18 protein-coding genes are annotated in these 18,252 nt (G+C 69.0%); 10 read left to right on the top strand and 8 right to left on the bottom strand.

Annotation, left to right across the window (positions count from 1 at the left end):
- Positions 1–253 precede the first annotated feature (253 nt).
- Positions 254–1,183: an ornithine carbamoyltransferase gene (gene argF, locus AC0KUR_RS28725; protein ID WP_034190558.1), complete on the top strand. Its 930-nt coding sequence runs from the start codon at positions 254–256 to the stop codon at positions 1,181–1,183.
- A 93-nt stretch (positions 1,184–1,276) separates the two neighbouring features.
- Here the strand turns inward: argF and murB are convergent, their stop codons facing one another.
- Positions 1,277–2,326, bottom strand: a complete 1,050-nt coding sequence (gene murB / locus AC0KUR_RS28720; protein WP_473376724.1) for a UDP-N-acetylmuramate dehydrogenase — start codon at positions 2,324–2,326, stop codon at positions 1,277–1,279.
- A 137-nt stretch (positions 2,327–2,463) separates the two neighbouring features.
- On the opposite strand from murB, the gene AC0KUR_RS28715 reads away from it, so the two are divergent.
- On the top strand, positions 2,464–2,949 hold the full coding sequence (locus AC0KUR_RS28715; RefSeq protein ID WP_011885818.1) for a YajQ family cyclic di-GMP-binding protein: 486 nt from the start codon (positions 2,464–2,466) through the stop codon (positions 2,947–2,949).
- Between the two features lie 79 nt (positions 2,950–3,028).
- Here AC0KUR_RS28715 and plsY read toward each other — a convergent pair whose 3' ends face one another.
- Both plsY and ybaK read right to left on the bottom strand, forming a co-directional pair.
- Complete coding sequence (gene plsY, locus AC0KUR_RS28710; RefSeq protein WP_034190556.1) at positions 3,029–3,667, bottom strand: glycerol-3-phosphate 1-O-acyltransferase PlsY; 639 nt, start codon at positions 3,665–3,667, stop codon at positions 3,029–3,031.
- A gap of 116 nt (positions 3,668–3,783) precedes the next feature.
- On the bottom strand, positions 3,784–4,275 hold the full coding sequence (gene ybaK, locus AC0KUR_RS28705; protein WP_034190555.1) for a Cys-tRNA(Pro) deacylase: 492 nt from the start codon (positions 4,273–4,275) through the stop codon (positions 3,784–3,786).
- 237 nt (positions 4,276–4,512) lie between these two features.
- Here ybaK and AC0KUR_RS28700 point away from each other — a divergent pair, with 237 nt between their 5' ends.
- Complete coding sequence (locus AC0KUR_RS28700; protein WP_473376723.1) at positions 4,513–6,075, top strand: class I adenylate-forming enzyme family protein; 1,563 nt, start codon at positions 4,513–4,515, stop codon at positions 6,073–6,075.
- A gap of 35 nt (positions 6,076–6,110) precedes the next feature.
- On the opposite strand, the gene xerD is transcribed toward AC0KUR_RS28700, so the two are convergent.
- The 3 genes from xerD to queG form a co-directional block, all read right to left on the bottom strand.
- Positions 6,111–7,061: a site-specific tyrosine recombinase XerD gene (gene xerD / locus AC0KUR_RS28695; RefSeq protein ID WP_473376722.1), complete on the bottom strand. Its 951-nt coding sequence runs from the start codon at positions 7,059–7,061 to the stop codon at positions 6,111–6,113.
- Positions 7,061–7,528, bottom strand: coding sequence for a methylated-DNA--[protein]-cysteine S-methyltransferase (locus AC0KUR_RS28690; RefSeq protein WP_034190552.1), 468 nt, complete (start codon positions 7,526–7,528; stop codon positions 7,061–7,063). The genes xerD and AC0KUR_RS28690 overlap by 1 nt, the downstream gene beginning before the upstream one ends.
- Positions 7,529–7,592: 64 nt before the next feature.
- Positions 7,593–8,828 (bottom strand): tRNA epoxyqueuosine(34) reductase QueG, encoded by a 1,236-nt coding sequence (queG, locus tag AC0KUR_RS28685; RefSeq protein ID WP_034190551.1) that lies wholly within the window; start codon positions 8,826–8,828, stop codon positions 7,593–7,595.
- A gap of 17 nt (positions 8,829–8,845) precedes the next feature.
- Between queG and tsaE the strand changes: the two genes are divergently transcribed.
- Positions 8,846–9,397 (top strand): tRNA (adenosine(37)-N6)-threonylcarbamoyltransferase complex ATPase subunit type 1 TsaE, encoded by a 552-nt coding sequence (tsaE, locus tag AC0KUR_RS28680; RefSeq protein ID WP_034190550.1) that lies wholly within the window; start codon positions 8,846–8,848, stop codon positions 9,395–9,397.
- Complete coding sequence (locus AC0KUR_RS28675) at positions 9,379–10,902, top strand: N-acetylmuramoyl-L-alanine amidase (protein ID WP_034190549.1); 1,524 nt, start codon at positions 9,379–9,381, stop codon at positions 10,900–10,902. The genes tsaE and AC0KUR_RS28675 overlap by 19 nt, the downstream gene beginning before the upstream one ends.
- A gap of 45 nt (positions 10,903–10,947) precedes the next feature.
- On the opposite strand, the gene AC0KUR_RS28670 is transcribed toward AC0KUR_RS28675, so the two are convergent.
- Entirely contained in the window at positions 10,948–11,826 is an 879-nt protein-coding gene (locus AC0KUR_RS28670) for an EamA family transporter (RefSeq protein WP_175028951.1), read from the bottom strand.
- A gap of 227 nt (positions 11,827–12,053) precedes the next feature.
- Between AC0KUR_RS28670 and AC0KUR_RS28665 the strand changes: the two genes are divergently transcribed.
- Complete coding sequence (locus tag AC0KUR_RS28665) at positions 12,054–12,935, top strand: pirin family protein (protein ID WP_200089432.1); 882 nt, start codon at positions 12,054–12,056, stop codon at positions 12,933–12,935.
- A 52-nt stretch (positions 12,936–12,987) separates the two neighbouring features.
- Positions 12,988–13,836: a thioredoxin gene (trxA, locus tag AC0KUR_RS28660; protein WP_200089434.1), complete on the top strand. Its 849-nt coding sequence runs from the start codon at positions 12,988–12,990 to the stop codon at positions 13,834–13,836.
- Between the two features lie 109 nt (positions 13,837–13,945).
- Here the strand turns inward: trxA and AC0KUR_RS28655 are convergent, their stop codons facing one another.
- Positions 13,946–14,803, bottom strand: a complete 858-nt coding sequence (locus tag AC0KUR_RS28655; RefSeq protein WP_034190545.1) for a tRNA threonylcarbamoyladenosine dehydratase — start codon at positions 14,801–14,803, stop codon at positions 13,946–13,948.
- Between the two features lie 128 nt (positions 14,804–14,931).
- Here AC0KUR_RS28655 and pdxH point away from each other — a divergent pair, with 128 nt between their 5' ends.
- The 3 genes from pdxH to AC0KUR_RS28640 all read left to right on the top strand — a co-directional run bounded on the left by pdxH (position 14,932) and on the right by AC0KUR_RS28640 (position 18,243).
- On the top strand, positions 14,932–15,576 hold the full coding sequence (gene pdxH, locus AC0KUR_RS28650; protein WP_034190544.1) for a pyridoxamine 5'-phosphate oxidase: 645 nt from the start codon (positions 14,932–14,934) through the stop codon (positions 15,574–15,576).
- Positions 15,577–15,697: 121 nt separating this feature from the next.
- On the top strand, positions 15,698–16,918 hold the full coding sequence (locus AC0KUR_RS28645) for a class I SAM-dependent methyltransferase (RefSeq protein WP_473376721.1): 1,221 nt from the start codon (positions 15,698–15,700) through the stop codon (positions 16,916–16,918).
- A gap of 23 nt (positions 16,919–16,941) precedes the next feature.
- On the top strand, positions 16,942–18,243 hold the full coding sequence (locus tag AC0KUR_RS28640) for a DUF72 domain-containing protein (RefSeq protein ID WP_473376720.1): 1,302 nt from the start codon (positions 16,942–16,944) through the stop codon (positions 18,241–18,243).
- Positions 18,244–18,252 lie beyond the last annotated feature (9 nt).

Genomic DNA, 18,252 nt, shown 5'->3' with positions numbered 1-18,252 from the left:
TTGTGTCCGGCAGAGCGCGAAAAGCCTTGCCTGCCGGGCTGGAGAAAACTTTCGGATTATACCGCAGCGCGCCATCGCGCGTCGTCCCGACCGCCCCCTTCCCGCGCTGTCCGCCGCCCGCCTCGATCGTGCCCCGCTTCGCTCCGCGGCTCGTCAAAGCACAGAAAATCCTTTATGCTGCTTTGAGTTATCCACACCCGACGGCGGCGCCGTCCGGCCTCGCTGCCGGGTGAAACCCGCCGTATTTCGCTTCATGACCGCCAAAACCATTCGTCACTACCTGCAGTTCAAGGATTTCTCGCTGGAAGATTACGAGTACGTGCTCGAGCGCACGGGTATCCTGAAGCGCAAGTTCAAGAACTACGAGACCTACCACCCGCTGCACGACCGCACGCTCGCGATGATCTTCGAGAAGAGCTCGACGCGCACGCGCCTGTCGTTCGAGGCCGGGATCTTCCAGCTCGGCGGCCACGCCGTCTTCATGAGCACGCGCGACACGCAGCTCGGCCGCGGCGAACCGGTCGAGGATTCCGCGCAGGTCATCTCGCGGATGGTCGACATCATCATGATCCGCACGTTCGAGCAGGAGGTCATCAAGCGCTTCGCGGACAACTCCCGCGTGCCGGTGATCAACGGCCTGACGAACGAGTACCACCCGTGCCAGGTGCTCGCCGACATCTTCACGTACTACGAGCACCGTGGTCCGATCGCCGGCAAGACCGTCGCGTGGGTCGGCGACGCGAACAACATGCTCTACACGTGGATCGAGGCCGCGCAGATCCTCGGCTTCAAGCTGCGCCTGTCCACGCCGCCCGGCTATGCGCTCGACATGAAGCTCGTGTCGCCCGACAGCGCGCCGTTCTACGAGGTGTTCGACGATCCGAACGAAGCGTGCAAGGGCGCCGACCTCGTCACCACCGACGTGTGGACGAGCATGGGCTTCGAGGCCGAGAACGAGGCCCGCAAGCAGGCGTTCGCCGACTGGTGCGTCGACGAGGAAATGATGGGCCATGCGAACCCGGACGCCCTCTTCATGCACTGCCTGCCCGCGCACCGCGGCGAGGAAGTGACGGCCGGCGTGATCGACGGCCCGCAGAGCGTCGTGTGGGACGAGGCGGAAAACCGGCTGCACGTGCAGAAGGCGCTGATGGAGTTCCTGCTGCTCGGCCGCCTCAAGCACTGATACCGATCCGCCGGAACGCACCCGCATGAAAAAGCGCCGATCGTCGATCGGCGCTTTTTGTTTGGGCGTGCGGGAAACGGCGCGAAGCCCGCGTTACAGGCAGACCGGCTCGGCCTCCAGCTCGACACCGAATTGCGCACGCACGTCGGCCTGGATCGCCTGCGCCAGCGCGAGCACGTCCGCGCCCGTCGCACCGCCGCGATTGACGAGCACGAGCGCCTGGCGGTCGTGCACGGCCGCCGCACCGAGCGCGCGGCCCTTCCAGCCGCAGCGGTCGATCAGCCAGCCGGCCGCGAGCTTCACGTGCCCGTCCGGCTGCGGATACGACACGACCTCGGGTGCGCGGGCGCGCAGCGCCTCGAACTGCGCGGCGCCGATCACCGGATTCTTGAAGAAACTGCCCGCATTGCCGAGCACGAGCGGATCGGGCAGCTTCGCGCGGCGGATCGCGACGACCGCGTCGAACACGTCGCGCGGCGTCGCCGCATCGGGCGCGATGCCGCGTGCGTCGAGCTCGCGCGTGACGTCCGCGTAGCCGAGCCGCGGCGCCCATTGCTTCGGCAGCCGGAACGTCACGGACACGATCGCGAACCGGCCGCGCCCGTCCCGCTTGAAGAAGCTGTCGCGGTAGCCGAACGCGCAGCGCGCGGCGTCGAAGCGCTCGCGGCGCCCCGTCGCCAGCTCGACCGCGACCAGCGAGTCGAAATACGCCTTCATTTCGAGGCCGTACGCGCCGATGTTCTGGATCGGCGCGGCGCCGACGGTGCCGGGAATCAGCGCGAGGTTCTCGAGACCCGGCATCCCGTGCTCGAGCGTCCACGCGACGAACCCGTGCCAGCTCTCGCCGCCGCCGGCCTCGACGTACCACACGTCGTCGTCCTCGCGCACGACACGGCGGCCGGCGATCTCGTCGAGCAGCACGATGCCGTCGAAATCGCGCGTGAACACGACGTTGCTACCGCCGCCGAGCACAAGCCGCGGCAGGTGCGCGACGCGCGCGTCGCGGTGCAGCGCCTCGAACTGCGCCGCATGCGTGATGCGTGCGGCGAAGCGCGCGTTCGCGGCGATGCCGAACGTGTTGTGGGCAGCGAGCGGATGGTCGGGGAGCAGCGACAGGGCGGAATCGTCAGGAGGCATCGGCATTCGCGGTCACGTCGCCCCGGGCCGGCAGACGGCCGGCCTTGGGCAAACGGAGGGGCATCGGTAAAATGGCAAACAGTCCGCAATTATAGCGAGTGCCCGCGCGCCAGCCGGGTGCCCGCACCTCAAGGGAGAATGCCATGCCATCGTTCGACGTCGTTTCCGAAGCGAACATGATCGAAGTGAAGAACGCCATCGAGCAGTCGAACAAGGAAATTTCGACGCGCTTCGACTTCAAGGGCTCCGACGCGCGCGTCGAGCAGAAGGAACGCGAGCTCACGCTGTTCGCCGACGACGATTTCAAGCTCGGCCAGGTCAAGGACGTGCTGATCGGCAAGCTGGCCAAGCGCAACGTCGACGTGCGCTTCCTCGACTACGGCAAGGTCGAGAAGATCGGCGGCGACAAGGTCAAGCAGATCGTCACCGTGAAGAAAGGTGTGACCGGCGATCTCGCGAAGAAGATCGTGCGCCTCGTGAAGGACAGCAAGATCAAGGTGCAGGCAAGCATCCAGGGCGACGCGGTGCGCGTGGCCGGCACGAAGCGCGACGACCTGCAGAGCGTGATCGCGATGCTGCGCAAGGACGTGACCGACACGCCGCTCGACTTCAACAACTTCCGCGACTGATCGCCGGCCGATCCGTCACGTCATCCTGCCGGGCCCCGCGCACGCGGCGCGCCCGGCACGCGGCAGCCGCCGCGCTTTCTCAGGCTTGCCCGCCGTCCTGCGCGCCGCCGTCCGCGGCCGCCTTCTTCTTGTCGCCGATCCGGCTCTCCTGCCCCGCGAGCAGCTTCGCAATGTTGCCGCGGTGACGCCACACAAGCAGCACGCTCATCGCGAGCACGGCCCATGCGACCGGGTTGTGACCCGTGCCGAACAGGAACACGTCGAACACCGGCGCGAACACGGCCGCCACCAGCGCCGCGAGCGACGAATAGCGGAAGAAGAACGCGACGATCAGCCAGGTCAGCGCGGTCGCGAGCCCGAGCACCGGGTGCACGGCGAGCAGCACGCCCGCCGCGGTCGCGACGCCCTTGCCGCCCTGGAAGCGGAAGAACACCGGATACAGATGGCCGAGGAACACGGCGATCGCGACCCATGCGATCGCGACATCGGGCAGGCCCAGGCGCCGCGCGAGCCAGACGGCAATCCAGCCCTTGAACGCGTCGCCGACGAGCGTCAGGATCGCGGCCTTCTTGTTGCCGCTGCGCAGCACGTTGGTCGCGCCGGGATTCTTCGACCCGTACGAGCGCGGGTCGGCCAGGCCCATCGCGGCGCTGACGACGACGGCGAACGACACCGAACCGATCAGGTAGGCAACGAGGGCGGCGAGCAGGATCTGCATGCGGAGGACTCTTCTTTCAACGTATCGGTAAAGGGACGGCCGTGCGCGGCAAGCCGGCGAGCCGAAACGGCGCCCATTCTACCGAACGGGCGCGGGGTGCCACGAAGGTGAAACCCTCAGTCGACGCTCGCGCACTGCACGGGCCGTGCGCCGAGCAGCGACACGAGCACCGCCGGCGCAAGGCTGACGAGGTAGCCGCGGCGGCCGCCGTTCAGGTAGATCGTCGGCAACTCGAGGATCGACGCCTCGACATAGACGGGCATCGTCTTGCGCGTGCCGAACGGCGACGTACCGCCGACGAGATAACCCGAATGGCGGTTCGCGACCTCCGGCTTGCACGGCTCGACGCGCTTCGCGCCGATCTGCCGCGCGAGGTTCTTCGTCGACACGGTGCGGTCGCCGTGCATCAGCACGATCAGCGGCTTCGCGTGCTCGTCTTCCATCACGAGCGTCTTCACGACGCAGTGCTCGTCCGCGCCGAGCTGGCGCGCCGATTCGCCGGTGCCGCCATGCTCGACGTAGTCGTACGGATGCTCGCCGAACGCAACGCCATGACGGCGCAACAGCTGGGTCGCCGGGGTTTCGGACACGTGTCTGGATTTGCTCATGGCGGCATTTTAATGGCGAACGACCAGCAGGCGGGCGGCGATGTGCGCGGCCGACGGTATACTCGCCGCCCGTTTTCCGCCGGGCGGCCGCCTGCGCCGCCGCCATTGCGCCCGTCATCATTGCGGACATCGCGAAGGGCTATTGCCCGATTGGCCGATTGTGGCGCGCGCGCCGTCATGGCACGATCGTTCGCAAACATCGTCAAGCCGCCGCCCGGCCCCTTTTCTGGAGACGCCATGCCCTCGCCCATCCGTTCATCCGAGTCGCTCGACGTCGACGCCCTGCTCGCCGCGCTGCCGCGCCGCATCGCCGACGTGCCCGCGCGCTGGGCCGCGCAGGCGCCCGCGCACCCGGCGCTGATCGAGGATGCGCGCCGACTGTCGTACGGCGAGCTGGCGCAGGCCGTCGATGCGGCGGCCGCGCGACTCGCGAGCCTCGGCGTGCAAGGCGGCGACCGCGTGATGATCGTCGCGGAAAACTGCATCGCGCAGATCGTGCTGCTGTTCGCGGTCGCCCGCCTCGACGCATGGGCGCTCGTGTCGAACGCGCGGCTGTCGGCCGGCGAACTCGACGCGATCGCCGCGCATGCGCGCCCGAAGCTGGTCGCGTTCACGACCGACGCATCGCCCGACGCGCGCGCGCATGCCGCGCGGCTCGGCGCGACGCCCGCCGGCGCGCTGCCGGTCGACATCGGCGCGTGGTCGTATCGCGTCGACGCAGGCGCGCCCGCCGAACCGGTCGCCGCCGACAGCGCCGCGCAATGCGCGGCGCTGATCTATACGACCGGCACGACCGGCACGCCGAAGGGCGTGATGCTGTCGCACCGCAACCTGCTGTTCATCGCGGCTACGTCGAGTGCGCTGCGCCGCGTGTCGCCCGACGACGTCGTCTACACGGTGCTGCCCGTGTCGCACGTGTACGGGCTCGCGTCGGTCTGCCTCGGCAGCCTTTACGCCGGCGCGACGCTGCGGCTCGCGCCGCGCTTCTCGCCGGAGGCCGTGCGCGTCGCGCTCGCCGACGAAGGCGTCACGATCTTCCAGGGCGTGCCCGCGATGCACGCGAAGCTTCTCGAACACCTGCACACGCACGGCCACGCGTGGCACGCGCCGCGCCTGCGCTTCGCGTATTCGGGCGGCTCGCCGCTCGACGCGAACCTGAAGGCGCGCGTCGAGCGCCAGTACGGCGTACCGCTCCACAACGGCTACGGGATGACCGAAAGCAGCCCGACGATCACGCAGACGCCGCTCGACGCGCCGCGCGCCGACGGTTCGGTCGGCGTGCCGATTCCGGGCGTCGAGTTGCGGATCGTCGCGCCGGGCGGCACCGACGTGCCGCCGGGCGAAGTCGGCGAGATTCGCGTGCGCGGGCCGAACGTGATGCTCGGCTACTACCGCAACGCGGACGCGACGCGGGCGGCCGTGTCGCCGGACGGCTGGCTGAGCACCGGCGATCTCGCGCGGCAGGGGGCCGACGGCGCGGTGACGATCGCGGGCCGCAGCAAGGAGCTGATCATCCGGTCGGGTTTCAACGTGTATCCGGTCGAGGTCGAGCAGGTGCTGAACGCCCATCCGGACGTCGTGCAGGCGGCCGTGATCGGCCGCGCGGTCGAAGGCAACGAGGAAGTGCTGGCGTTCGTCGAGCTGGTGCCGGGCGCGAGTGCGGACGAAGCGGTGCTGCACGCGTGGTGCGTGGAGCGGCTCACGCCTTACAAGCGCCCGGCCCGCATCCGCGTGCTCGACGCGCTGCCGGCCGCGTCGACCGGCAAGGTGCTGAAACACAAGCTGCGCGACCTGGCCTGACGCCGGCCGGCGCGCCTGGCGGCACGCACCGCGCGCTAGCCGCGCGGGTGGTGCTGCGCGTGCAGCGTCTTCAGCCGCTCTCGCGCGACGTGCGTGTAGATCTGCGTGGTCGAGATGTCGCTGTGGCCGAGCAGCATCTGCACGACGCGCAGGTCGGCGCCGTGGTTCAGCAGGTGCGTCGCGAACGCGTGCCGCAGCGTGTGCGGCGACAGGTGCGCGCGCACGTCGGCCTGCCGCGCGTGACGCTTGATGATGTTCCAGAACTGCTGGCGCGTCATCCCGTCGCCGCGCGCGGTCACGAACAGCGCATCGGCCGCGCGCGCGCCGAGCAGCGCCGGCCGCGCGTCGCGCAGGTAACGCTCGATCCAGCCGTGCGCCACTTCGCCGAACGGCACGAGCCGCTCCTTCGAACCCTTGCCCATCACGCGCACGACGCCTTCGTTCAGGCCGACCTCGACGGTCTTCAGCGTCACGAGCTCGCTCACGCGCAGCCCGCTCGCGTACATCAGTTCCAGCATCGTGCGATCGCGCAGGCCGAGCGGCGTACCGGTGTCGGGGGCGCCGAGCAGCGCCTCGACCTGCGCCTCGGACAACGTCGACGGAAACCGCGCCGCCTGTTTCGCGGACGTGATCCGCAGCGTCGGGTCGGCGCTCGCGCGATGCTCGCGCACGGCCCACCCGTAATAGCGACGGAACACCGACAGCCGCCGGTTCGACGACGTCGCCTTGCCGTCGCTGCGCGCGGCGATGTAGCCCGTCACCATCGCCTCGTCGGCCATGTCGAGCGGTGCGTCGTGCGTCTCGGCCAGCCATTGTGAAAACAGCACCAGATCGCGCCGGTAGGCGTCGAGCGTATTGCGCGCCAGCCCGTGCTCGAGCCACAGCGCATCGCAGAACACGTCGATCGACGCGCGGCTCGCGAGCAGCGCGAGCGAGGCCGCGGCGACCTCGCCGTCGGCGTCGGAAGTCATCAGGGGTTCGCTCATCAGTACGGCACGCCTTCGTGCGCCAGCAGCCAGCGCTTCACTTTCTGGTAATAACCGTTGTCGTCGTGGTTCGCGAAGCCGCCGAGGCCGCCCGCCGCGACGACGCGATGGCACGGGATCACGAGCGGGAAGTAGTTCGCGCCGCACGCCTGGCCGACCGCGCGCGGCGCACTGCCGATCCGCTTCGCGACCTGGCCGTAGGTCAGCACCGTGCCGGGCGGGATATCGCTGATCACGTCCCACACGCGGTGCTGGAACGCGCTGCCGACTTCGGCGAGCGGCAGGTCGAAGCGCGCCGATGCACGCTCGAAATAACGTTCGATCTGCTTGACCGCACGCTTCGCGAGCGGCGAGTCCGGATCGACCGACTTCACCGATTCGGGCAGATAGACGATCTCGCGCACCACCGCGGCGTCCGTGCGGATGCCGACCTTGCCGAACGGCGCGTCGATGACTGCGTTGAACATTGCCCTCTCCTGGCCGATGAATGCGCGCGTCGCTGCCGCGCGCCGACGACACTTTACGCTGCCTTCACGCGGCACGCAGCGCCCATTCGACATGCTCGCGCACGACCGGCGACGGATCGTCGGCCCGCGCGCGCAACGCGGCGACGATCGCGTCGCGCGCCGGCGGCGCGAGCCGGTCCGCGCCTGCGCGCAGCGCATTGCCGAGCCCGACCGCGAGATTGCGCAGCCAGCTTTCATAACCGATGCGCCGGATCGCACTGCCCTGCATCCGCGTATCGAACGTGTCCGCATCCCACGCGAACAGCTCGACGAGCGTCGCGCGGTCGAGACCGTGCCGCACGTCGAAATCGGCGACGGGCGCGGCCTGCGCGAACTTGTTCCACGGGCAGACGAGCTGGCAGTCGTCGCAGCCGTACACGCGATTGCCGATCATCGGCCGCAGCGCTTCCGGGATGCTGCCTTTCAGTTCGATCGTCAGGTACGAGATGCAGCGGCGCGCATCGACGCGATACGGCTCGACGATCGCGCCGGTCGGGCATGCGTCGATGCAGCGCGTGCAGCTGCCGCAGTGCGCGCCGGGCGTCTCGGGCGCGGCGTCGGGCGCCGTGTGCGCGTCGGTCGGCAGCGGCAGGTCGACGTAGATCTCGCCGAGGAAGAACAGCGAACCGGCATCGCGCTGCAGCAGCAACGTGTGCTTGCCGCGCCAGCCGACGCCGGCCTTCTGCGCGAGTTCGACCTCGAGCACCGGCGCCGAATCGGTGAACACGCGGTAGCCGAACGCGCCGATCTCGTGCTCGATGCGCTCCGCGAGCGTCTGCAGCCGGTTGCGCAGCACCTTGTGATAATCGCGGCCGCGTGCATAGATCGACACGACGGCCGCCTGCGGATCGTCGAGCCGGGCGCGCTCGCGGGCGCGCCAGTCGTGCGGCACGAGCGCGCCGGGCGCGCCGCCGCGCGCATCGCCGGCGAGCGTTTCGGCCGGCAAATAGGCGAGCCGCACGGAAATCACGCGTCGCGTACCGGCCACAAGTTCGGCCGGGCGCGCGCGTTTCATCCCATGTTTCGCCATATAATCCATTTCGCCGTGGTATCCGGCTTCCAGCCAGGCGGCGAGGCCTGCTTCGGCATCCGAGAGATCGGTATCGCTGATGCCGATCGCCCCGAAACCCAATTCGCGCCCCCACGCCCTGATGCGCGCGGCGAGCGCAGTCAACGCCGCATCGTCGAGCGCGCACGGCGCCGCGCCTTCGGCACGAGTCGAAGGCCTGTCGGATGCGGCGAGTTCCGGTAATCGGTTCATCGCACTATTTTACGAGAATGCCAGCCACGTCCCATACGCCTCACGCCACCACGCTGCCCGCCCCGCTCGCGGAGCGCGTGATCGCACTCGCCGACGAAGCGGCGACCGAGGCATTCGGCACCCGCTTCGCGCACGCGCTCGACGCGGCGCGCATCGCGCTCGATCGCGCGCATGCGTTCGACGGGCTCCAGATCCAGCTGGTCGGCGATCTCGGCGCGGGCAAGACGACCCTCGTGCGCGCGATCCTGCGCGGCCTCGGCCATCAGGGCCGCGTGCGCAGCCCGACCTACACGCTCGTCGAGCCGTACGCGCTCGAACGCAGCGATGGGGAACTCGAGGTCTATCACTTCGATCTGTATCGATTCAACGATCCGGCCGAATGGTCCGACGCAGGCTTTCGCGAATATTTCAATTCGAGCGCGATCTGCCTGGTCGAATGGCCGCAACAGGCGGGCGCCCTGCTCGGCGTGCCCGATCTGGTTTTCTCGCTCGACGTGGATGGCGACGGCCGCGCCCTCACCGTCCGGGCGTACAGCGCTTCAGGAAAGGCATGTCTCGAAAGATGTTGATCAAACCGTTCCGCTCGATCGAATCGGCGGCCACCGCGACGCACAACTGGCGGCGCCGCCAGATCCTGCGCGCGGGTGCGTCGACGCTGGTGCTCGGTCTCGTCGCGCCGCGGCTCGCGCACGCGTCGTCGGTGCTCGGCGTGCGCGTGTGGCCCGCGCGCGATTACACGCGCGTCACGATCGAATCCGACCAGCCGCTGCAGAATAGCCAACAGCTGCTGCAGGGTCCCGACCGTCTCGTCGTCGACCTGACCGGCCTCGATCTCGACCAGGCGCTGCGCGACCTCGTGTCGAAGATCGCGCCGAACGACCCGCAGATCCAGTCGGTGCGGGTCGGCCAGTATCAGCCGCACGTCGTGCGGATGGTGTTCGACCTGAAGGGCTCGGTGAAGCCGCAGGTGTTCACGCTGCCGCCCGTCGGCACCTACAAGTACCGGCTCGTGTTCGACCTGTATCCGGCCGTCGCGCCCGATCCGCTGTCCGACCTGATCGCGCAGACGGAACGCAAGGAGCAGGCGCTCAACGACACGACGCGCGCGCAGCAGATGCAACCGCCGACCACGCTGTCCGGCCCCGGCACGCCGCCCTCCACGGGCGACAACAGCGACGCGTTCTTCCAGCGTTTCGCGCAGAACACGCCGGCCGCGCCGCACACGCCGCCGGCCGCCGGCACGCCTTCGGCACCGCCGAAGCCGGCCGTCAAGCCGCCGCCCGTCATCGCGCGCCGCGACGACAGCGACGACGACGGCGACACCTACAAGTTCACCGCGCCGAAATCCGGCAAGGGCGGCACGGTGCGCCTGCTGACGGTCGCGATCGATCCGGGCCACGGCGGCGAGGATCCGGGCGCGATCGGCGGCGCCGGCACGTACGAGAAGCACATCGCGCTCGATATCGCGAAGAAGCTGCGCGCGAAGATCGACGGCGCGCCGAACATGCGCGCGATGATGACGCGCGACGCCGACTTCTTCGTACCGCTGAACGTGCGCGTGCAGAAGGCGCGCCGCGTCGGCGCCGACCTGTTCGTGTCGATTCACGCGGACGCGTTCACGACGCCGTCCGCGCGCGGCTCGTCGGTGTTCGCGCTGTCCGACCACGGCGCGACGAGCGCCGCGGCGCGCTGGATGGCGAACAAGGAGAACTCGTCGGACCTGATCGGCGGCATCAACATCAAGACGGCGGACGCGGCCGTGAACCGCGCGCTGTTCGACATGTCGACGACCGCGCAAATCCGCGACTCGCTGCGCTACGGCAACTACGTGCTGAAGGAAGTCGGCGGCATCAACAAGCTGCACAAGGGCTCGGTCGAGCAGGCCGGGTTCGCGGTGCTGAAGGCGCCCGACATTCCGTCGATCCTCGTCGAGACCGCGTTCATCAGCAACCCCGACGAAGAGCGCAGGCTCAACGACGACAGCTATCGCGACGAGATGGCCGACGCGATCTTCCGCGGTATCAAGCGTTACTTCGCCGCGAATCCGCCGCTCGCGAAGAACCGGATGGCCTGACGGCCGCCCCTTCCCTGCCGCCGGCACGCGTGGCGTGCCGGCGCGTCACGACGCCGCGAAGCGGCGCAGCACTTTCCCGCCGAACACGTTCACGGCGAGCCCGCCCATCACGAGCACGGTGCCGATCAGCTGCGTGCGCGTCAGATGTTCGTCGAGCAGCAGCGCCGACGACGCGAGCCCGACGACCGGCACCAGCAGCGAGAACTGCGCGACCTGCGCGGCCGGGTAACGCGACAGCAAGCGGCTCCACAGCCCGTAGCCGAGCAGCGTCGCGACGAACGCGAGATAGACGACCGCGAAGATCGATGCGCGGTCGAGCCCGGCGAGCGCGGTCGCGATGCGCTGCGGCCCCTCGAACCACAGCGACAGCAGGAAGAACGGCACGGGCGGCACGAGGCTCGCCCACACGACGAGCGACACGAGGTTCGCCTTCCCGACCTTCTTCGTGACGATATTGCCGAACGCCCACATCGCGGCCGAGCAGATCGTCAGCAGGAAGCCCGCGAGCGTCATCGCGCGGCCGCCCTGTGCGGCGATCACGACGAGCCCGCCGGCGGCGATCGCGAGCCCGACCAGGTTCTGCACACGGAGCCGCTCGCCGAGAAACAGCATCGCGAACACGAGCGTGAAGAACGCCTGCGACTGCAGCACGAGCGATGCGAGGCCGGCCGGCATGCCGACGTACATGCCGGTGAACAGGAACACGAACTGGCCGAGCTGGATCGTCGCGCCGTACAACACCAGCAGGCGCCACGGAATCCGCGGCCGGCGCACGAAGAACACCGCGGGCACGGCCGCGAGCGTGAAGCGCAGCGCGCCGAGCAGCATCGGCGGCATCCCGTGCAGGCCGACCTTGATCACGACGAAGTTCACACCCCACGCAAGGATCACGACCAGCGCGAGCAGCAAGTCCTTCGGGGCCATCATCGGCGTCTCCTCGATTCGAATCGTTGTGCAAAGCCCCCGTCCTGTCGCTTCGCGCCAGCCCCCGAGGGGGTCGGGAAAACCTGGGGCGGCCCGGCGTTTTCCGGAGAAGCGCGTCAGTCTACCGGGTTTCGCCGCGCGGCCCGATACCCGCGCGGCGCGCATGGAATCGACGGCGGGCGCCCAGTACAATGACCGGCATCCCCCGCCGCCCCACTGGAGCCGCCATGACCGACTCGATCAAAGCCCTGCTGAAGCCGCACGTGCGCGACATCGGCAACCTGCAGGTGCGCCGCACGCTGCCCGCACTCGCCGCGCGTCTCGTCGGCCCGTTCATCTTCTTCGATCACATGGGGCCGGCCACGCTGCCGGCCGGCACGGGGCTCGACGTGCGCCCGCATCCGCACATCGGGCTCGCGACCGTCACCTACCTGTTCGACGGCGCGATCCTGCACCGCGACAGCCTCGGCTCGCTGCAGGAAATCGTGCCGGGCGACGTGAACTGGATGACGGCCGGCCGAGGGATCGTCCACTCCGAACGCACGCCCGATGCGCAGCGCGCCAGCGGCCATACGGTGCACGGCATCCAGACCTGGGTCGCGCTGCCGCAGGCGCACGAGACGACCGAGCCGTCGTTCGAGCACCATGCGGCCGACACGCTGCCCAAGCGCAACGAAGACGGCGTGGCGCTGACGGTGATCGCCGGCGACGCATTCGGGCTGCGCTCGCCCGTCACGACGTTCTCGCGCACGCTGTACGTCGCGGCCGAATTCGCGGCCGGCGGCCGGCTCGAACTCGATGCGTCGCACGAGGAGCGCGCGGTCTATGTGGTCGACGGCGAACTCGCGATCGACGGCACGCCGGTGCCGGCCGAACAGATGGCCGTGCTCGCGCCGGGCGCCACGGTCACGCTGACGAGCGGCAGCGGCGCGCGCGCGATGCTGCTCGGCGGCGACAAGATCGACGGCGAACGCTTCATCGAGTGGAATTTCGTCGCCAGCAGCCGCGACGCGATCGAGCGCGCGAAAGCAGCGTGGACGCGCCAGGAACTGGGCAAGGTGCCGGGCGAGACCGAGTGGATTCCGCTGCCCGAGTCGAAGCCGCGTTGAAAAAGGGGCGCGCCGCCCCCATCCTGACGATATTCGAACCGAAGAGAACGACATGGACACCACGCTTGCCACTTTCGAGAAAGACGTCATCGAGGCGTCGCTGGACACGCCCGTGCTGGTCGACTTCTGGGCGCCGTGGTGCGGCCCCTGCAAGACGCTCGGCCCGCTGCTGGAAAAGCTCGAAGCCGACTACGAAGGCCGCTGGAAGCTCGTGAAGGTCAACGTCGACGAGAACCAGGAACTGGCCGCGCACTTCCAGACGCGCAGCATCCCGCACGTGATCGCGTTCGCCGACGGCCGCCCGGTCGATCAATTCGTCGGCATCCTGCCCGAAGGCCAGTTGCGCGCGTTCCTCGACCGGCTGCTGCCGGCGCCCGAGGAAGCCGAGCGCCGCGCCGCGCAATACGCGATCGCCGAGCAGCGCTACGACGATGCGCTCACGCACCTCGAAGCGGCGCTCGCGCTGAACCCCGGCTTCGACGACGCGCGCCTCGACCTGATCGAACTGCTACTCGCGCACAACCAGGTCGACGCCGCGCGCGCCGAGACCGAGCGCCTGTCGCCGCAAACGGTGCAGAACGGCGATCCGCGCTACCAGGCGATCAAGACCCGGTTCGACGCGCTCGACGCCACGGCCGACCTGCCGCCGACCGACGCGCTCGAAGCCCGCATCGCGGCGAACCCGGCCGACCTCGACGCGCGCTTCGACCTCGCGCAGAGCCTGATCGCGCGGCGCGCGTACGAAGGCGCGGTGGAGCAGTTGCTGGAAATCGTCAAGCGCGACCGCGCATACGGCGACGATCTCGGCCGCCGCACGTTGATCTCGGTGTTCGAGCTGGCCGGCGATCGCCCCGATCTCGTCGCCGGGTGGCGACGCAAGCTGAGCATGGCGCTCAACTGACCCGATACGGCGATTCAGCCGGGCCGCCACGGCCCGGCCGGACGCCGGATCGCTTGCGGCGCACGACTCGCGCCGCACCCTCAATCGTCGATGCGCGCGCGTCGCGCGCTCAGCCGGCGGCCCGCGCCGCGATCGCGCGCAGCGCATGCGCGGCGGCCGCGAACCCGAAGCTCGCGGTCACGCACACGCTCGAGCCGAATCCCGCGCAGTTGAGCCCCGCGACATGCGCAGCCGCGGACGGCTCGGCACCGTCCTCGAGGTCGCACGCGGCCGCTTCCGGATAGATCAGCGGCTCGTCCGAATACACGGCGCTGACCTTGAAACGCGCCTTCGGCCCGCGCGGAAAACCGTGCTGCTTGCGCAACTGCGCACGCACCTTCGACAGCAGCGGATCCTGGATCGTCAGCGCGAGATCGTCGATGCGGATGCGCGTCGGGTCGAGCTGGCCGCCCGCGCCGCCCACGACGATCAGCGGCTGCCGCTTCGCGACGCACCATGCGATCAGCGCGACCTTCGTGCGCACGCTGTCGATCGCATCGATCACGTAGTCGAAGCCGCCGCCGAGCAGCGCGTCGAAGTTGTCGGGCTCGACGAAATCCTCGATCCGGTTCACACGGCACGCGGGATCGATCAACGCGATCCGCTCGGCCATCGCGTCGACCTTCGGCTTGCCGTAATTGCCGTCGAGCGCGTGGATCTGCCGGTTCGTATTGCTTTCCGCGACGTTGTCGAGATCGATCAGCGTCAGCGTGCCGACCGCGTTGCGCGCGAGCGCCTCGGCCACCCACGACCCGACGCCGCCGATGCCGATCACCGCGACGTGCGCGCGCTCGAACGCGGCGGCCGCCGGCGCGCCGTACAGGCGCGCGACGCCGCCGAAGCGCCGCGCGCGATCCACGTCAAGCTGGATTTGCGGGGTCGGGGTAAGATCAGAAGAACTGGGCGGGGCAGCGTCGGCAGCGGACATGGCAGCAAGGAAAACGTAAGTCGTGCAGCCCTCTATTTTGCCTGAACTCCCCGCTCGCACGCGCCACTGTGCACGCACGATTCCCGCGCGTTCGCTATACTGGCCCCAGATTGAAGCGTTTGCATAACATGACGACTCTCGCCGATCTCCGCATCAACTATTCACGCGCTTCGCTCGACGAAGCCGATGCCGCCCCCAGCCCTTTCGCCCAGTTCGATCGCTGGTTCAAGGAGGCGCTCGCCGCCAAGCTGCCCGAGCCGAACACGATGACGCTCGCGACCGTCGGCGCCGACGGCCGGCCGTCGGCGCGGATCGTGCTCATCAAGGGCGTCGACGAGCGCGGGTTCGTCTTTTTCACCAATTACGAAAGCCGCAAGGGGCACGATCTCGCCGTGCATCCGCAAGCCGCGCTGCTGTTCTACTGGATCGAGCTCGAACGCCAGGTGCGCATCGAAGGCCGGATCGAGAAAACCAGTGCGGAAGAAAGCGACCGCTATTTCGCGTCGCGCCCGCTCGGCTCGCGCATCGGCGCATGGGCGTCCGACCAGAGCACCGTGATCGACAGCCGCGCGACGCTCGAAGCGCGCGAACAGGCCGTCAGCGAACGCTACGGCGACAACCCGCCGCGCCCGCCGCACTGGGGCGGCTACCGCCTCGTGCCCGACTCGATCGAGTTCTGGCAAGGGCGCCCGTCGCGGCTGCACGACCGCCTGCTCTATACGCGCGACGCCTCGACGGCGGCGGGCTGGGCGATCTCGCGCCTGTCGCCGTAAGCGCGGCGCCGGCGCACGCCGGTCGTGTCTCGTGTTGCATCCGGGCGCCCGCTTCGCAAGCGGCGGGCGCCGGTCAAGATACTTGGCTGTATTCGATTCAACGAACAAACGGAGAATCCAAATGTTCTGGGAAAAGAAGCTGGCACAGTGGGCGGACGAAGTACGGGCGAAAGCGAACATACCGGCGCGCCTCGTGCTGTGGAACGGCGAGCAACTCGATTTCGGCACCTTCAGCGCACCGCAGGTCACGCTGAAGGTAAACAGCGCGTCGGCGTTGCCGCTGCTGCTCGAACCGAGCCTCGACAATCTCGGCGAGGCGTACGTGAAGGGCAAGATCGACATCGAAGGCAAGCTGTCGGACATCATCAACATCGGCTACTCGCTCGCCCGCAGCACCGTGACGAGCGCGAGCAAGCTCGCGCGCGTGAAACGCTACTTCAATCATTCGAAGAGCACCGACAAGAAGGCGATCCAGTACCACTACGACGTCTCGAACGCGTTCTACCAGTTGTGGCTCGACGAGAACATGGTGTACTCGTGCGCGTACTTCGAGAACGGCGACGAGGATCTCGCCACCGCGCAAATCAAGAAGATCGACCACATCCTGACGAAGATCCAGCTCGAGCCCGGCCAGCGCCTGCTCGACATCGGCTGCGGCTGGGGTGCGCTCGTGCTGCGCGCCGCGCAGAAGTTCGGCGCGACGTGTCTCGGCGTGACGCTGTCGCAAAACCAGTTCGACCTGGCGACCGCGCGTGTAAAGGCCGCGGGGCTGGAAGACAGGATCGAGATTCGTCTGCAGGATTACCGCGAGATCGAAGGCCAGTTCGACCGCATCACGAGCGTCGGGATGTTCGAGCACGTCGGCCGCAAGAACCTGCCGCTCTACTTCTCGCGCATCCATGACCTGCTCGCCGACGACGGCATCGCGATGAACCACGGGATCACGTCGACCGACGCGGAAAGCGGCGAGACGGCGCTCGGCGGCGGCGAATTCATCGACCGCTACGTGTTCCCGGACGGCGAGCTGCCGCACATCAGCCTCGCGCTCGAATCGGCGCAGCGCGGCGGGCTCGAAGCGGTTGACGTCGAAAGCCTGCGCCGGCACTATGCGCGCACGCTCGACATCTGGACGGAAAACTTCGAGGCGAAGGCCGACCAGGCGAAAGCCCTCGTCGACGACGAAAAATTCCGCATCTGGCGCGTGTATCTTGCCGGCTGCGCGTATGCATTCGAGCACGACGACGTGTCGATCTTCCAGATCGTGTGCCGCAAGGCCGGACGCAGCGCGAAAACGCTGCCGTGGTCGCGGCGCTATATGTACGAACACGCGCTGCCGCGCTAGGCGGCGCTTCACGCTGGGCATGCATGGGTGACGGCAGGACGCGGCGCAAGACGCCGCCGGAACGACAGCAGCGCGACGACACGGACGGGTCGCACGCCGACGGGCAATTCGACCTGTTCGGCGTGCCGGCGGACGCGGCACGCGCGTCGCAGTCACCCACTGACGACCCCCGCCCCGCCCGCACCGATGAACCCGTGACGCCGCAGGCGCAGGACGAAGCGCCGCCGGCACCGCGTGCCCGGGCCCCCTCCCGCGCGGCCGACGACGAACCGGCACCGTCCTCGGGGCTGCTGTGGGACGAACCGTCGCCGCCCGCCGCGCCGCCGAAGAAGGGTCGGCGCAAGCGCGGCGTGCTGCCCGCGCCGATCTCGGCGGACGTTGCCGACGCCGCGGCCGGCCTGCCGCCGAACGTCCGGCTCGGCACGTCGTCGTGGTATTTCCCCGGCTGGAACGGCATCGTCTACGACGGCGATTTCGCGCAGACGAAGCTGTCGCGCGAAGGGCTCGAAGCGTACGGCGCGCATCCGCTCCTCAGGAGCGTGAGCCTCGACCGGTCGTTCTACGGCCCGCTGTCGGTGGCCGACTACCTGCGCTACGCGCAGCAGGTGCCCGACGACTTCCGCTTCGTCGTGAAGGCGCCGGCCTCGGTGACCGACGCGGTGATCCGCGGCCGCCGCGGCGAACCGTCGGGACCGAACCCGACCTTCCTCGACGCCGCGCTCGCGACCCGCGAATTCGTGCAGCCATGCCTCGAAGGGCTCGGCCGGAAAGCCGGCGTGCTCGTGTTCCAGTTCTCGCCGCTGCCCGACCCGTTGCTTGCCGAACCGGCCGCGCTGATCGACCGGCTGACCGCGTTCTTCGCGGCGCTCCCGCCGCTCGCGCCGGCAGCCGACGGCCCGCGATACGCGATCGAGATCCGTGACGCGAGCCTGCTCACGCCGCGCTTCATCCGCGCGCTCGCGTCGCTCGGCGTGCGCTACTGCGTCGGGCTGCACGCGCGAATGCCCGACCCGCTGCGCCAGGCCGCCGCGCTCGCGCTGCTCGACGGCGACGCACCGGGCCCGCTGATCGTGCGCTGGAGCCTGCACGGCGGCTTCAAGTACGAACAGGCGAAAGCGAAATACGAGCCGTTCGACAAACTCGTCGACGAGGATCCGGCCACGCGCTCGGCGCTCGCCGAACTGGCCGCGCGCTACGCGCTGGCCGGGCAGCCGGTGATCATCACGATCAACAACAAGGCGGAAGGCTCCGCGCCGCTGTCGTGCATCGCGCTCGCGCGCGAAATCGCCGCCGCGTGCGCGCAGTGGCGCAACGAGGCGGCGTAACGGAGGGGG

This window comes from Burkholderia sp. YHN3-13, assembly GCF_055810675.1.
The sequence above is the reverse complement of the archived record's forward strand: the minus strand, read 5'-3'. Positions and strand labels throughout refer to the sequence as shown.

What these genes read in the sequence shown, in the direction of transcription:
- AC0KUR_RS28645 (WP_473376721.1), top strand. Translation starts at nt 15,698, where the DNA reads ATGTTCTGGGAAAAGAAGCTGGCACAGTGGGCGGACGAAGTACGGGCG.
- AC0KUR_RS28700 (WP_473376723.1), top strand. Translation starts at nt 4,513, where the DNA reads ATGCCCTCGCCCATCCGTTCATCCGAGTCGCTCGACGTCGACGCCCTG.
- AC0KUR_RS28655 (WP_034190545.1), bottom strand. Translation starts at nt 14,803, where the DNA reads ATGTCCGCTGCCGACGCTGCCCCGCCCAGTTCTTCTGATCTTACCCCG.
- AC0KUR_RS28670 (WP_175028951.1), bottom strand. Translation starts at nt 11,826, where the DNA reads ATGGCCCCGAAGGACTTGCTGCTCGCGCTGGTCGTGATCCTTGCGTGG.
- xerD (WP_473376722.1), bottom strand. Translation starts at nt 7,061, where the DNA reads ATGAGCGAACCCCTGATGACTTCCGACGCCGACGGCGAGGTCGCCGCG.
- plsY (WP_034190556.1), bottom strand. Translation starts at nt 3,667, where the DNA reads ATGCAGATCCTGCTCGCCGCCCTCGTTGCCTACCTGATCGGTTCGGTG.
- tsaE (WP_034190550.1), top strand. Translation starts at nt 8,846, where the DNA reads ATGCCAGCCACGTCCCATACGCCTCACGCCACCACGCTGCCCGCCCCG.
- argF (WP_034190558.1), top strand. Translation starts at nt 254, where the DNA reads ATGACCGCCAAAACCATTCGTCACTACCTGCAGTTCAAGGATTTCTCG.
- AC0KUR_RS28665 (WP_200089432.1), top strand. Translation starts at nt 12,054, where the DNA reads ATGACCGACTCGATCAAAGCCCTGCTGAAGCCGCACGTGCGCGACATC.
- AC0KUR_RS28675 (WP_034190549.1), top strand. Translation starts at nt 9,379, where the DNA reads ATGTCTCGAAAGATGTTGATCAAACCGTTCCGCTCGATCGAATCGGCG.
- AC0KUR_RS28715 (WP_011885818.1), top strand. Translation starts at nt 2,464, where the DNA reads ATGCCATCGTTCGACGTCGTTTCCGAAGCGAACATGATCGAAGTGAAG.
- ybaK (WP_034190555.1), bottom strand. Translation starts at nt 4,275, where the DNA reads ATGAGCAAATCCAGACACGTGTCCGAAACCCCGGCGACCCAGCTGTTG.
- pdxH (WP_034190544.1), top strand. Translation starts at nt 14,932, where the DNA reads ATGACGACTCTCGCCGATCTCCGCATCAACTATTCACGCGCTTCGCTC.
- queG (WP_034190551.1), bottom strand. Translation starts at nt 8,828, where the DNA reads ATGAACCGATTACCGGAACTCGCCGCATCCGACAGGCCTTCGACTCGT.
- AC0KUR_RS28640 (WP_473376720.1), top strand. Translation starts at nt 16,942, where the DNA reads ATGGGTGACGGCAGGACGCGGCGCAAGACGCCGCCGGAACGACAGCAG.
- trxA (WP_200089434.1), top strand. Translation starts at nt 12,988, where the DNA reads ATGGACACCACGCTTGCCACTTTCGAGAAAGACGTCATCGAGGCGTCG.
- AC0KUR_RS28690 (WP_034190552.1), bottom strand. Translation starts at nt 7,528, where the DNA reads ATGTTCAACGCAGTCATCGACGCGCCGTTCGGCAAGGTCGGCATCCGC.
- murB (WP_473376724.1), bottom strand. Translation starts at nt 2,326, where the DNA reads ATGCCGATGCCTCCTGACGATTCCGCCCTGTCGCTGCTCCCCGACCAT.